Annotated in this window: 17 protein-coding genes; 11 read left to right on the top strand and 6 right to left on the bottom strand. The window is 70.7% G+C overall.

The window, feature by feature from the left end:
- On the bottom strand, positions 1–132 hold a 132-nt coding region (locus tag CCN42_RS37185), incomplete at its 3' end, for an uS14 family ribosomal protein (protein ID WP_479688103.1).
- On the bottom strand, positions 132–368 hold the full coding sequence (gene rpmB / locus CCN42_RS37190; protein ID WP_086167645.1) for a 50S ribosomal protein L28: 237 nt from the start codon (positions 366–368) through the stop codon (positions 132–134). The genes CCN42_RS37185 and rpmB, both read right to left, overlap by 1 nt.
- 63 nt (positions 369–431) lie before the next feature.
- On the opposite strand from rpmB, the gene rpmG reads away from it, so the two are divergent.
- The 5 genes from rpmG to CCN42_RS37215 all read left to right on the top strand — a co-directional run bounded on the left by rpmG (position 432) and on the right by CCN42_RS37215 (position 2,779).
- On the top strand, positions 432–596 hold the full coding sequence (gene rpmG / locus CCN42_RS37195) for a 50S ribosomal protein L33 (RefSeq protein WP_003999141.1): 165 nt from the start codon (positions 432–434) through the stop codon (positions 594–596).
- 5 nt (positions 597–601) lie between these two features.
- Positions 602–850 (top strand): type B 50S ribosomal protein L31, encoded by a 249-nt coding sequence (locus CCN42_RS37200; protein ID WP_086167646.1) that lies wholly within the window; start codon positions 602–604, stop codon positions 848–850.
- Between the two features lie 5 nt (positions 851–855).
- Positions 856–1,986, top strand: a complete 1,131-nt coding sequence (locus CCN42_RS37205; protein WP_086741707.1) for a CobW family GTP-binding protein — start codon at positions 856–858, stop codon at positions 1,984–1,986.
- 6 nt (positions 1,987–1,992) lie between these two features.
- The gene (rpsR, locus tag CCN42_RS37210; protein WP_086167648.1) at positions 1,993–2,226 is read left to right on the top strand and encodes a 30S ribosomal protein S18; all 234 of its coding nucleotides are present in this window, start codon (positions 1,993–1,995) and stop codon (positions 2,224–2,226) included.
- Positions 2,227–2,560: 334 nt separating this feature from the next.
- Positions 2,561–2,779 carry a DUF397 domain-containing protein gene (locus CCN42_RS37215; RefSeq protein WP_052414121.1) on the top strand — a complete coding sequence of 73 codons (219 nt, stop codon included), beginning with the start codon at positions 2,561–2,563 and terminating at the stop codon, positions 2,777–2,779.
- A gap of 89 nt (positions 2,780–2,868) precedes the next feature.
- Here CCN42_RS37215 and CCN42_RS37220 read toward each other — a convergent pair whose 3' ends face one another.
- Positions 2,869–3,342 carry an ATP-binding protein gene (locus CCN42_RS37220; RefSeq protein WP_086167649.1) on the bottom strand — a complete coding sequence of 158 codons (474 nt, stop codon included), beginning with the start codon at positions 3,340–3,342 and terminating at the stop codon, positions 2,869–2,871.
- 386 nt (positions 3,343–3,728) lie between these two features.
- Between CCN42_RS37220 and CCN42_RS37225 the strand changes: the two genes are divergently transcribed.
- The 4 genes from CCN42_RS37225 (at position 3,729) to CCN42_RS37240 (ending at position 7,633) form a co-directional block, all read left to right on the top strand.
- A complete protein-coding gene (locus CCN42_RS37225) occupies positions 3,729–4,553 on the top strand; it encodes a helix-turn-helix domain-containing protein (protein ID WP_086741713.1) in 825 nt (274 codons plus the stop codon).
- A gap of 92 nt (positions 4,554–4,645) precedes the next feature.
- On the top strand, positions 4,646–6,106 hold the full coding sequence (locus CCN42_RS37230; RefSeq protein WP_086741708.1) for an aldehyde dehydrogenase family protein: 1,461 nt from the start codon (positions 4,646–4,648) through the stop codon (positions 6,104–6,106).
- Between the two features lie 110 nt (positions 6,107–6,216).
- Entirely contained in the window at positions 6,217–6,768 is a 552-nt protein-coding gene (locus CCN42_RS37235) for a DinB family protein (RefSeq protein ID WP_086741709.1), read from the top strand.
- A gap of 103 nt (positions 6,769–6,871) precedes the next feature.
- The gene (locus CCN42_RS37240) at positions 6,872–7,633 is read left to right on the top strand and encodes a MerR family transcriptional regulator (protein WP_086741710.1); all 762 of its coding nucleotides are present in this window, start codon (positions 6,872–6,874) and stop codon (positions 7,631–7,633) included.
- 33 nt (positions 7,634–7,666) lie between these two features.
- Here CCN42_RS37240 and CCN42_RS37245 read toward each other — a convergent pair whose 3' ends face one another.
- Entirely contained in the window at positions 7,667–8,032 is a 366-nt protein-coding gene (locus tag CCN42_RS37245; RefSeq protein WP_086167653.1) for a YbjQ family protein, read from the bottom strand.
- Between the two features lie 139 nt (positions 8,033–8,171).
- On the opposite strand from CCN42_RS37245, the gene CCN42_RS37250 reads away from it, so the two are divergent.
- Complete coding sequence (locus tag CCN42_RS37250) at positions 8,172–9,152, top strand: DedA family protein (RefSeq protein ID WP_086741711.1); 981 nt, start codon at positions 8,172–8,174, stop codon at positions 9,150–9,152.
- Positions 9,153–9,185: 33 nt separating this feature from the next.
- Here the strand turns inward: CCN42_RS37250 and CCN42_RS37255 are convergent, their stop codons facing one another.
- Together CCN42_RS37255 and CCN42_RS37260 are read right to left on the bottom strand one after the other, a co-directional pair.
- On the bottom strand, positions 9,186–10,811 hold the full coding sequence (locus CCN42_RS37255; RefSeq protein ID WP_086741712.1) for a threonine/serine exporter family protein: 1,626 nt from the start codon (positions 10,809–10,811) through the stop codon (positions 9,186–9,188).
- Between the two features lie 104 nt (positions 10,812–10,915).
- Positions 10,916–11,407: an inorganic diphosphatase gene (locus CCN42_RS37260; protein ID WP_029381130.1), complete on the bottom strand. Its 492-nt coding sequence runs from the start codon at positions 11,405–11,407 to the stop codon at positions 10,916–10,918.
- 79 nt (positions 11,408–11,486) lie between these two features.
- Here CCN42_RS37260 and CCN42_RS37265 point away from each other — a divergent pair.
- The coding region (locus CCN42_RS37265; protein ID WP_211294882.1) for a D-alanyl-D-alanine carboxypeptidase at positions 11,487–12,297 on the top strand (811 nt) is incomplete at its 3' end.

The following is a 12,297-nucleotide window of genomic DNA, read 5'->3' on the forward strand; positions in this document are numbered from 1 at the left end:
GGCGGCGGCGCGTTCGGCGTCCGGGGTGGACGGCCGGCGGATGATCTCCTTCAGCTCGGCCCGCCGTGCGGCGTAGCGGGCGACGATCTCCTGCCGCTTCTCGTTCTTCGCGATCTTGCTCTTCTTCGCCATCAGACCCGCACCCCCCGGGCCCGGATCCGCGCCACGGCGGCCTCGATCCCGATCGTGTCGACGGTCTTGATCCCCTTGGTGCTCAGCTTCAGCCGGACGTACCGGCTCTCGCTGGGCAGCCAGTAGCGCTTGGACTGGATGTTGGGGTCGAAGCGGCGCGAGGAGCGCCGGTGGGAGTGGGAGATCGTGTTGCCGAATCCGGGCCGGGCGCCGGTCAGCATGCAGTGGGCGGACATCGGGTGACGTACCTCTCCTCGATCAATGTCGTAATGGAATTCATTTTCAGTAACATAGCAGCCATGGCTCGCAACGAACTCCGCCCGGTCATCAAGCTCCGGTCCACCGCCGGCACCGGCTACACCTACGTGACCCGCAAGAACCGCCGTAACGACCCGGACCGCATGACCCTGCGCAAGTACGACCCGGTCGTCGGCCGCCACGTCGACTTCCGAGAGGAGCGCTGACCGCCGTGCGCAAGGGAATCCACCCCGACTACGGTCCCGTCGTCTTCCGTGACCGTGCCGCGAACCACGCCTTCCTCACCCGGTCCACCATGACCAGCGACAAGACGATCGAGTGGGAGGACGGCAACACCTACCCGGTCGTGGACGTCGAGATCTCGGACGTCAGCCACCCCTTCTACACCGGCACCGCCCGCGTCCTGGACACCGCGGGCCGCGTCGAGCGCTTCGAGCGCCGGTACGGAAAGCGGAGCTGAGGGCCGTGCCCGACCTCTCCGTCGTGATCGTCGGCGGGCTGCACTCCGACGCCCGCGGGGCGGCCGTCGACCGGCTGCTCGCCGACGTCCCCGGCAGCGTCGTCCTCCACCACGACCTGGCGACCGCCGCGGACGGCACCGTGGTCCGCACCGTCCGCGACGCCGGCGGCGTCCGGGACACCGGTGAGGCGCCGCTGGTCAACGACTGCGCGTGCTGCGCGCTGCGCGAGGACCTGGTGCCCGAACTGCGGCGGCTCGCCGACGCGGGGGACACCCGGCTCGCGGTGGTGGAGCTGTGGGACTCCGTCGAGCCGAAGGCCATGGCCGAGGTCGTCGCGGCCGGCGGCCTCACCGTCACCGGTGTGATCACCGCCGTCGACCCCGCGCTGCTGCTGCCTTACCTGGGCAACGGCGACGACCTGGCCGAGGCCGGGCTCGCCGCCGCCGCCACCGACCAGCGGACCGTCGCCGACACCTTCGCCCGCCAGCTGGAGTACGCCCCTGTCCTCGCCGTCGCCGACTCCCCGGACGCCGACGACGAGGACCGCGAGCTGCTCACCCAGCTGCACCCGACCGCCCGCCGGATCACGATCGGCCACGGCGACCTGGCCGGCGCGGCGCTCGCCGGGTTCGACATCGAGGCCGCCGCGGCGGCCCAGCACCCGGCCTGCGCGCTGCTGCCCGCCGAGGCCGACGCGCACGGGGTGAGCACCCTCGTCTGGCACCACCGGCGCCCCTTCCACCCGGAGCGCCTCTACCAGGCCCTGGAGGACCTGACCTGCGCCGCCGCCCGCAGCCGGGGCCGGTTCTGGCTCGCCGACCGGCCGGACACCCTGCTGCACTGGGACGCGGCCGGCGGCGCGCTGTGCGTGGAGAGCGCGGGTCCCTGGCTCGCCTCGCTGCCCGACGCGGCCTGGGAGATGGTCCCGCCGGTGCGCCGCGCCGCCGCCGCGCTGGACTGGCACCCGGAGCACGGGGACCGCTGCCAGCACCTGGTGTTCACCTCACCCGGCCTGGACCGCGAGGGTCTTCGCGACCTGCTGGAGTCCTGCCTGCTCACCGACGCCGAGTACGCGGCCGGGCGCGACGCCTGGAAGCGGCTGCCGTCCGCCTTCGACACCCTCCTGGAGGTCTGACCACCGATGCCCCGCAAGCTGGACCGCAAGCCCGCCAAGAACCGGCCGAACCCGCTGGACCAGGCAGGCGTGACGTACATCGACTACAAGGACACGGATCTGCTGCGGCGGTTCGTCTCCGACCGTGGCAAGATCCGCAGCCGCCGGGTCACCCGGGTCAGCTCCCAGCAGCAGCGGCAGCTGGCCCGCGCGATCAAGAACGCCCGGGAGATGGCCCTGCTGCCGTACGCGAGCCGCTGACCTCTCGCACCGACTCCCGCATCGACGGGCTCCGCCGCACCGGAGGCGGGGCCCGTCGGCGTGTGCGCGGAAAATCGCCGTACGTAAGGAAGTCCAGAAGGAAGTTCAATGGAACACAAAGCCGATGACTTGCGTCTGTTCCTAGTACGTGCACCACTTGGGTAAAGCGGGGGCAAAGCTGTAGTCACTGGAACACCCCGCGTGCACGTGCATCTGCTCATGCAACTGCAGATGAAGAGGGTTATGATCCGGCACAGTTGACCACTGCATCTATGGCCACATCAGCCAGTGCACCACCGGGGAGCGATCTGTGGACCACGACGTGTACAACGGCATGGCCGCCACCGAGCTGCGCGGTGCGGCCTGGCAGAAGAGCAGACACAGCAACTCGCAGGGGTCCTGCGTGGAGTTCGCCCGGTTGCCGGGCGGAAGAGTCGCCGTACGGAATTCCAACTTCCCCGACGGACCCGCGCTCGTGTACACGCGCGCGGAGATCGAGGCCATGCTGCTCGGGGTGAAGGACGGCGAGTTCGACCACCTCGTGGCCGGCTGAGCGGGCGCCCCGGCGCGTATTGCGGGAGGACTTCCACGTATTCGCCGCAACGCGCGTAGAACCGCGGCACGCGCGCGTGCCGCGGCTCGTCAGTCGGCGGGCTGGAGCCGGAATAGCGCCCAGACGACCTTGCCGCTGAGCGTGCCGGCCAGCGGGTGCCAGCCCCAGCTGTCGCAGAACGAGTCGACGAGGAACAGCCCGCGGCCGGACTCCGCGGAGAAGTCGTCGGCCTCGCGCGCCACCGGGCTGTCGTTGCTGGGGTCCCGCACCGCGCACACCAGCCGCTCCGTCCAGCGCATCAGGTGCAGTCGTACCGGCGCGTCCTGCCCCGGGGTCCGCGGGGTGCCCGGCACGGCGTGCCGCAGGGCGTTGGTGACGAGTTCCGAGACGACCAGGCAGACGTCGTCGAACCGGTCGCCCAGGTCCCACTGGTCGAGGGTTCTGCGGGTGAACTGCCGCGCGTCACGCACCGCTTCGAAGCGGGCGGGCAGGGCGCAGGAGGCGGCGCTGGAGACGGCCGAGGGGTCCAGCGGCGGAAGGCCCTGCCGTAACGGCTCGAGCATGGTCGATCCATTCGTTGCCATGCGGGGCACTCCCGGAATTCGCGGTCGTTGCGATGCAGCGGTGGCGCGGCACCCATGGTTTCGGAAGCGCAGAGCAGATGCAAGGGCAGATGCACGTGCACGCGACCGAATTGGTCCCTCCCGTACCACTTCTTGGCCATTTTTTCCGCCATCTTCCTGTCGTACCCGCCACCTGCGCGTCGCTCGGGTTCCGTCCGGGCGTCGCTTCGATGCGCGCTCCCGCTCGCAATCTTTGGCTTCTTTCCGTCTGTGTAATCGGACGAGTACAGCTCGGAGTGTTTTAGTGGCAGACTGCGGGCCCGGGAAGACGGTTGGGGAGGCTGGCGAACGTGAGCGCGGGAGAGCCCGGATCGGTGGTGCGGCGGATGCTGCTCGGCTCGCAACTCAGGCGACTGCGCGAGGCGCGCGGCATCACCCGCGAGGCGGCGGGTTACCACATCCGCGCCTCCGAGTCGAAGATCAGCCGGATGGAGCTGGGCCGGGTGAGCTTCAAGACGAGGGACGTCGAGGACCTGCTGACGCTGTACGGCATCACGGACGAGAACGAGCGCGGCTCACTGATCTCGCTCGCCCGCGAGGCCAACGTCGCCGGCTGGTGGCACAGCTACTCCGACGTGCTGCCGAGCTGGTTCCCCACCTATGTGGGGCTGGAGGGCGCCGCGTCCCTGATCCGGGCGTACGAGGTGCAGTTCGTGCACGGCCTGCTGCAGACCGAGGAGTACGCCCGCGCGGTGGTGCGGCGCGGCATGAAGGGGGCGAGCGAGGCCGACGTGGAGCGCCGCGTGGCACTGCGCCTGGAGCGGCAGAAGCACCTCGTCGCGGAGAACGCCCCCGACTTCCACATCGTCCTCGACGAGGCCGCCCTGCGCCGCCCCTACGGCGACCGCGAGGTGATGCGCGGCCAGCTCCAGCACCTCATCGAGATCTCCGAACGCCCCAACGTGCGGCTGCAGATCATGCCGTTCAGCTTCGGCGGGCACTCCGGCGAGAGCGGCGCCTTCACCATCCTCAGCTTCCCCGAGTCCGACCTGTCGGACGTGGTCTACCTGGAGCAGCTGACCAGCGCCCTCTACCTGGACAAGGCCGAGGACGTCGCCCAGTACGAGACGGCGCTGAAGGAGCTGCAGCACGACAGCCCCGGCCCCGCCGAGAGCCGCGACCTCCTGCGGGGGCTTCTCCAACTCTCCTGAGACACCGGCCAACTCGGGTGCGGCGCAAGTACGATGACGACCGATCAGGTGCGTCTGTCTGCCCGCGCCCGCGGCAGGGATTGAGGGATCACATGTCGTCCTACTTCACCGACCTGGCCCAGCAGTACATCGACGGCGAGTGGCGGCCGGGCACCGGCTCCTGGGACATCATCGACTTCAATCCCTACGACGGCGAGAAGCTGGCCTCGATCACCATAGCCACCGCCGACGAGATAGATCAGGCCTACCGGGCCGCCGAACGCGCCCAGCGGGACTGGGCCCGCGCGGGCGCCTTCGCCCGGCGCGCGGTGCTGGAGAAGGCGCTGCGGCTGGTCGAGGAGCGCGAGGCGGAGATCGCCGACGCGATCGTCGCCGAGCTGGGCGGCACCCGCGTGAAGGCCGCTTTCGAACTGCACCTCGCCAAGGAGTTCCTGCGCGAGGCCGCCGCCCTCGCCATGCGCCCCGAGGACAAGCTGATCCCCTCGCCCGACCCCGGCAAGGAGAACCGCCTCCACCGCGTCCCGGTCGGCGTCGTCGGTGTCATCAGCCCCTTCAACTTCCCCTTCCTGCTGTCGCTGAAGTCCGTGGCGCCCGCCCTGGCGCTCGGCAACGCGGTGGTCCTCAAGCCGCACCAGGACACCCCGGTCGTCGGCGGCACCCTGGTCGCCAGACTCTTCGAGGACGCGGGCCTCCCGGCCGGTCTGCTGAACGTCGTGGTCACCGACATCGCCGAGATCGGTGACGCCTTCATCGAGCATCCGGTGCCCAAGGTCATCTCCTTCACCGGCTCCGACGCGGTCGGCCGGCACGTCGCCACCGTCTGCGCCGGGCAGTTCAAGCGGGCCGTCCTCGAACTCGGCGGCAACAGCGCGCTGGTCGTCCTCGACGACGCCGACCTCGACTACGCCGTCGACGCGGCGGTCTTCAGCCGCTACGTCCACCAGGGCCAGGTCTGCATGGCCGCCAACCGCGTCCTCGTGGACCGCTCGGTCGCGGACGAGTTCACCGAGAAGTTCGTGGCCAAGGTCAGGTCCCTGAAGGTGGGCGACCCGCGCGACCCGGAGACCGTCATCGGCCCGGTCATCAACGCCTCCCAGGCCGAGTCGCTGTCCGGCGCGGTGGAGCAGGCGGTCGCCGAGGGCGCGACGGCCCTGCTGCGCGGCACGGTGCGCGACAACCTGGTCGAGCCGTCCGTGCTGACCGACGTGCCCGCCGGCTCCCCGGTCCTGCGCCAGGAGATCTTCGGCCCGGTCGCCCTGCTCATCCCGTTCGACGGTGAGGAGGAGGCCGTACGTCTGGTCAACGACACCCCGTACGGCCTCAGCGGCGCCGTCCACACCGGTGATGTGGAGCGCGGCGTCCGCTTCGCCGAGCGCATCGACACCGGCATGTTCCACGTGAACGACGGCACCGTCCACGACGAGCCCCTCGTCCCCTTCGGCGGCGAGAAGCACTCCGGCGTCGGCCGGCTGAACGGCGAGTCGACCCTGGACGCCTTCACCACCCTGAAGTGGATCTCGGTGCAGCACGGACGCAGCAGGTTCCCCTTCTGAGAATTCCGGTCGTCCGCGGATCCGGCCGTCCATTAGGACAACACCTGGCCTCAATGGGCCGTACCTTCATCTGTGTCAGGCGAAAGCCCCCGATGAAAAGGCGGTCCGACATGGTCACCCACGTGCGTCCGGAAGCCCGCGGCGACGAGCGCGGTGCGCTGCTCTCCTTCCTGGCGGAGCAGCGCGGCGGCATCCGGCGGGCGGTGCTCGGTCTGACCGAGGAGCAGGCGTCCTCCCGCCCCAGCGCCAGCGAGCTGACCCTCGCCGGACTGGTCAAGCACGTTGCCGAGGTGGAGCAGGGCTGGATCGCCCGCGCCAAGGGCGAGGCGCCCGCCGTCAAGCGGGACGCCTCGAACTGGGCCGATTGCTTCCGCCTGGCCGAGGGCGAGACCCTCGCCGACCAGCTGGCGTACTGGGAGAAGGTCGCCGCCGAGACGGAGGCGTTCTTCCGCGCGGTGCCCAGCCTCGACGACACCTTCGACCTCCCGGACGAGCCGTGGTTCACCGACGAGGCCGTCTCGATGCGCTGGCTGGGCCTCCACCTCATCCGCGAGACCGCCCGCCACGCGGGCCACGCCGACATCATCCGCGAGTCGCTGGACGGCAGGACCGCCTTCGAGCTGGTCGCCCTCGCCGAGAAGGCGGAAACCGCGGGATCCTGACCCGGACCGGACGCCAGAGATCCGGCTCCTGCCCTCACCTGGGACTTGCACCTCACGTGACGTGATGCCTCAGCGTGGACGGCGTACCGAGAAGGGAGCGGAAGTGGGCTACTCCGTGGGACAGGTCGCCGGATTCGCCGGAGTGACGGTGCGCACCCTGCACCACTACGACGACATCGGGCTGCTCGCGCCCAGCGAGCGCAGCCACGCGGGCCACCGGCGCTACAGCGACGCCGACCTCGACCGGCTGCAGCAGATCCTGTTCTACCGCGAGCTCGGCTTCCCGCTCGACGAGGTCGCCGTCCTGCTCGACGACCCGGACGCGAACCCGCAGGCCCACCTGCGCCGGCAGCACGAGCTGCTGACCGCCCGGATCGAGAAGCTGCGGAAGATGGCGGCGGCCGTGGAGCACGCCATGGAGGCACGCAAGATGGGGATCGATCTCACGCCCGAGGAGAAGTTCGAGGTGTTCGGGGACTTCGACCCGGACCAGTACGAGGACGAGGTCCAGCAGCGCTGGGGCGACACCGACGCCTACCGGGAGTCCCAGCGCCGGACCGCCTCCTACACGAAGGAGGACTGGAAACGGCTCACCCGGGAGATGGACGCCATCCACCACCGGATGGCCGAGCTGCTCGACCGGGGCGTCCCCGCCGACTCCGAGGCCGCCATGGACGTGGCCGAGGAGCACCGCCGGTTCATCTGCGGCGGGTACTACGACTGCTCGCACGAGATGCACGCCTGCCTCGGCCAGATGTACGTCGACGACCCGCGGTTCACCGCGACGTACGAGAACATCCGGTCCGGCCTGGCCGTGTACCTGCGCGACGCGATCAAGGCGAATACGGCCCGCCACGCCGCGTGAGGCGCGAGGTCCCGGCCCGGGAGGGGCGAGGGGCTACTCCCGGGCCAGGACCACCGCCGTGCCGTACGCGCACACCTCGGTGCCGACGTCCGCGGCGTCCGTCACATCGAACCGGAACGCCAGCACCCCGTTGGCCCCACGCGCGCGTGCCTGCTCGACCAGCCGTTCCATGGCCTGGTTGCGGGTTTCCACCAGTGTCTTGGTGAGCCCTCTCAGCTCACCGCCGACCAGCGACTTCAGCCCGGCGCCGATCTGGCTCCCCAGGTGCCGGGACCGCACGGTGAGACCGAAGACCTCGCCGATGACCCGCTCCACGCGGTATCCCGGCACGTCGTTCGCCGTCACCACCAGTACGTCCGACTGCGGAACCTGACCGCCGCCGTAGTCTTCGATGCCCATGACCCACAGCTTTCTCCCACCCGGCGCACAGTGCATCCTGGAGGGGCCGGTGGAACCTGGGGCGGGCGCGCGGCGTTGATAGCGTTGTCCGGCCGGACTGGACGCCGCACTTCCCTTCACCCCTCAGGAGCCCGGAATCGTGACGACGCTCGCTCTCGGACCCAGCTGGCTGGATCCGAACTACCTGCTCGACACCTTCGGGATCTGGGGTCTGCTCCTCATCGTCTTCGCCGAGTCCGGCCTGCTCATCGGCTTCTTCCTGCCCGGTGACTCGCTCCTGTTCACCGCGGGCCTGCTGATCACCTCGAAGCAGCTGGACTTCCCCCTGTGGGCGGCCATCGTGCTGATCTGCGTCGCCGCCATCGTGGGCGACCAGGTGGGCTACATGTTCGGCAAGAAGGTCGGCCCCGCGCTCTTCACCCGCCCCGACTCCCGCTTCTTCAAGCAGGAGAACGTCACCAAGGCCCACGAGTTCTTCGAGAAGTACGGCCCGAAGTCCCTGGTCCTGGCCCGTTTCGTGCCCATCGTGCGCACCTTCACGCCGATCATCGCCGGCGTCAGCGGCATGCGGTACCGGTCCTTCCTGATCTTCAACGTCGTCGGCGGCATCCTCTGGGGCGCGGGCGTCACCCTGCTCGGCTCCTGGCTGGGCAACATCGACTTCGTCAAGAAGAACATCGAGGCGATCCTGATCCTGATCGTCCTGATCTCGGTCGTCCCGATCATCATCGAGTTCTGGCGCGCCCGCTCCCAGAACAAGAAGGCCGCGCGGCAGCAGCCCATCGAGCCCCAGCAGCACCAGTACCAGGCCCAGCAGCAGCCCGCGTACCCGGTGATGGACGACGCCACCACCCAGCTCCGCCGCGTCCCCCCGGCCGAGCAGCAGCAGCCGTACCCCCAGCACAACCAGCAGCAGTACCCGCAGCAGCAGTACGGCTACGACCAGCAGGCCCACGACGGACAGTCCTACGACGGACACGGCTACGGCCGGCAGGGCTACGGCCGGCAGGGCTACGACCAGCAGGGCTACGGCCGGCAGTACCCCCAGCAGCAGCCGTACACCGACGACCAGTACCCCCAGCAGCAGCCCTACCCGTACAACCAGAACCAGGGCCACTGAAAGCACCCGCTCGCACGGGCGCGGGGGCCGGCGTCAGAATCCCCGCGTCCGCTTGGCCGCCTTGCGCCCGCGGCCGGCGCCCCGCAGGAACATCCGGGACACCTCCGACCCGAGGTTCACCCCGATGGCGATGGCCATGGCCAGCGCCGCGGCCTTGGTCAGCGACCCCAGCCCTCCGTCGACGTCGTTCTGCGCGATCGCCAGCAGCCCGAAGTACGTGGCCGAACCCGGCAGCAGCGGCCCGATCGCAGCGGTCGTGTACGGCAGCGCCGACGCGTACCGGTATCGCGACATCAGCTGCCCGAACAACCCGACCAGCCCCGCCGCCACCGCCGTGGACGCCACCGGCGACAGATCACCCGCGTAGTGCATGGCGCCGTAGACCACCCACGCGACACCCCCGTTGAGGGTCACCGCGAGCACGGTGGACCGTTCCTGCTGGAGCAGCACGGCGAACGTCAGCGACAGCAGCATCGACGCGCCGATCTGCACCAGCGGCTGCTCCCGGCTGCCCAGCGCGGCGTCCGGGTTGAGCTGGGCCCCCAGCTGCACGCCGAAGTACAGCACCACCAGCACGCCGACCACGATGCCGACGAAGAAGTACAGAACCTCCAGCAGCCGCGCCGCCGCGGTGATGTAGAAGCCGGTCAGCCCGTCCTGCACCCCCGCCACCAGCGCCCGCCCGGGCAACAGCGCGAACAGCCCACCGGTGATCACGGCGGACGCCGCCACCTCGACGTGCGCGACGGTGAGCGCCACCCCGATCGCGGCGGGCGGCATCGCGGCGACCGTGAACTGGTAGAACTCCGGCAGCCCGCGCCCCGCGCACAGCCACGCCAGCCGGTCCCCGAGCATCGCGCCCAGCGCCGCCGCGACGAACACGATCAGATCACCGCCGACCAGCACCGAGGCCGCACCCGCGAGCAGCCCGCTCGCCGAGGTCAGCACCCAGGTCGGATACGGGTGCCGGTTGCGGCGGATCTCGGCGAGCCGCCGGTAGGCCTCCTCCAGGGAGATCTGCGTCTCCGGGTCGCTGAGGTCGTCGACGAGCTGGAAGACGGCCGCGAGCCGCGTGTAGTCCGTCCCGCGCCGCCGCACGGTCCGCGCCGCCGACACCGGATCGTCGACCAGCGACGGCTGGTACGAGATCGACAGCAGCGTGAAGGTGACGTTCGGCTCGCAGCGGTCCAGGCCGTACGACCGGCACACCGCGAACATCGCCGCCTCGACGTCCTCCGCGCCCTCGCCGCCCGCCAGCAGCAGCTCCCCGATACGCAGCGTCAGGTCCAGCACGCGCGGGACGGCCGGGCCGCCCTCCTCCGCCTTCTGCACCGGCTCGGGCGCGGGCCGCTCGGTCACCGGCATGCGCAGCATCGTGCGCATCCGGTCCTGCCACGGCGCGTCCTTGGTCAGGCTGACCGCCGGTATACCGGTGGCCGGGGTGAACGCCGGCGCCTCCCGGGCGCTGTAGGTGCTCGGCGGGACGAACGCCGATCCCTCGGACTCCGCGCCCGTCGGGTGCGGGACGTCCAGCCCGACGGGGAGCGCGAACTCGGACGTCGTCTCCGACTCGCTGTCCCCGACCTCGACCCCGGCGGGCGGCGTGAACGCCATCCTCGCCTCGTCCGACTGCGGCTTGCGGTCCTCCGCGTCCGTCACGTGCAGTGCTCCCTGTACGACACCTCCGGTACCTCAGTATGCGCACACATGACGAACGGGCCGCACGCACACGCGTACGGCCCGTCTACCCGGCAACAGGCAGGTCAGTGACCGCCCTGCTCCTTGAAGCGCTTGTAGGACCGCTCGATCTCGGCCTCGGCGTCCGTACGGCCCACCCAGTTGGCGCCCTCGACCGACTTGCCGGGCTCCAGGTCCTTGTACACCTCGAAGAAGTGCTGGATCTCCAGGCGGTCGAACTCGGACACGTGGTGGATGTCGCGCAGGTGCTCCACACGCGGGTCCGTCGCCGGGACACACAGCAGCTTGTCGTCGCCGCCGGCCTCGTCGGTCATCCGGAACATGCCGATCGCCCGGCAGCGGATGAGGCAGCCCGGGAAGGTCGGCTCGTCCAGGATGACCAGCGCGTCCAGCGGGTCGCCGTCCTCGCCGAGGGTGTTCTCGACGAAGCCGTAGTCCGTCGGGTAGGCCGTCGACGTGAACAGACGGCGGTCCAGGCGGATCCGACCGGTCTCGTGGTCCACCTCGTACTTGTTGCGCGAACCCTTCGGAATCTCGATCGTGACGTCGAACTCCACCGGTGGCTCCTCCATGATCAGCACACAGTCTTGGTGGTTAAGTGTCCCTCACGCAGGTGTGTGATCGCGAAAGGGGCTGGTGGTCGTGCCCGAGCTGAGGCCTTGGCGGGCCGCGAGGCCGCGTCTTGCGCGGGTCGCGGAGGCCGTACGGCCCCGTCTCGCCCGTGCCGTCGCGGCGACGGGGCCGCGGGTCGCGCGGCTGGCGCGGGCCGCGTCACCGCAGGTCACGCGGATCACGCGGGTGAAGACCTGGCAGTACACCGCGGGTGCCGCCACCGCCGGTCTGGCGCTGGCCGCCGGCGTGGTGACCGCCGCGGGGCCCTGGGACTCGGGTCAGCGTACGGCCGAGCGCGACCGCGCGGTCGCCGCCGGACAACCGGGTGGCGCATCTCACGGCGGCGCCGGCCGGGCCGGAGCGAACGGCACCGGGCCCCGCCCCGCCCCCAGCGCCGCGTCCGTGCTGACCGGACTGGGCGGGGCGACGGCCGCCGGGCTCCCGGACCGCAAGGCCCTCGCCGGCGTCCTGGACCCGCTCCTCGCGGACGGCGCGCTCGGCGGGCGCCGGTCCGCCGCGGTCGTCGACGTCGCCACCGGCACCCGGCTCTACGGCACCGGCGCCGACGAGGCGCTGACCCCCGCCTCCACCACCAAGATCGCCACCGCGGTCGCCGCGCTGTCCGCCCTCGGCGCCGACCACCGCCTGGACACCCGCGCCGTCTTCGAGCCCGACACCAGTGAGCTGATCCTGGTCGGCGGCGGCGACCCCACCCTCACCGCCGACCGCGACGCCGAGGGCCGCGCGAGCCTGCGCACCCTCGCCGCGCGCACCGCCGCCGCGCTGGAGAAGCAGGACGTCCGCGCGGTGACCCTGTCGTACGACACCACTCTGT

This window comes from Streptomyces glaucescens (genome assembly GCF_002154375.1).
GTDB classification, from domain to species: Bacteria; Actinomycetota; Actinomycetes; order Streptomycetales; family Streptomycetaceae; genus Streptomyces; species Streptomyces glaucescens.

Excerpts from the sequence above, each read along its gene's own strand:
- rpmG (WP_003999141.1), top strand. The coding sequence starts at position 432 with ATGGCTCGCAACGAACTCCGCCCGGTCATCAAGCTCCGGTCCACCGCC.
- CCN42_RS37220 (WP_086167649.1), bottom strand. The coding sequence starts at position 3,342 with ATGCTCGAGCCGTTACGGCAGGGCCTTCCGCCGCTGGACCCCTCGGCC.
- CCN42_RS37215 (WP_052414121.1), top strand. The coding sequence starts at position 2,561 with ATGGCCGCCACCGAGCTGCGCGGTGCGGCCTGGCAGAAGAGCAGACAC.
- rpmB (WP_086167645.1), bottom strand. The coding sequence starts at position 368 with ATGTCCGCCCACTGCATGCTGACCGGCGCCCGGCCCGGATTCGGCAAC.
- rpsR (WP_086167648.1), top strand. The coding sequence starts at position 1,993 with ATGCCCCGCAAGCTGGACCGCAAGCCCGCCAAGAACCGGCCGAACCCG.
- CCN42_RS37230 (WP_086741708.1), top strand. The coding sequence starts at position 4,646 with ATGTCGTCCTACTTCACCGACCTGGCCCAGCAGTACATCGACGGCGAG.
- CCN42_RS37235 (WP_086741709.1), top strand. The coding sequence starts at position 6,217 with ATGGTCACCCACGTGCGTCCGGAAGCCCGCGGCGACGAGCGCGGTGCG.
- CCN42_RS37225 (WP_086741713.1), top strand. The coding sequence starts at position 3,729 with ATGCTGCTCGGCTCGCAACTCAGGCGACTGCGCGAGGCGCGCGGCATC.
- CCN42_RS37245 (WP_086167653.1), bottom strand. The coding sequence starts at position 8,032 with ATGGGCATCGAAGACTACGGCGGCGGTCAGGTTCCGCAGTCGGACGTA.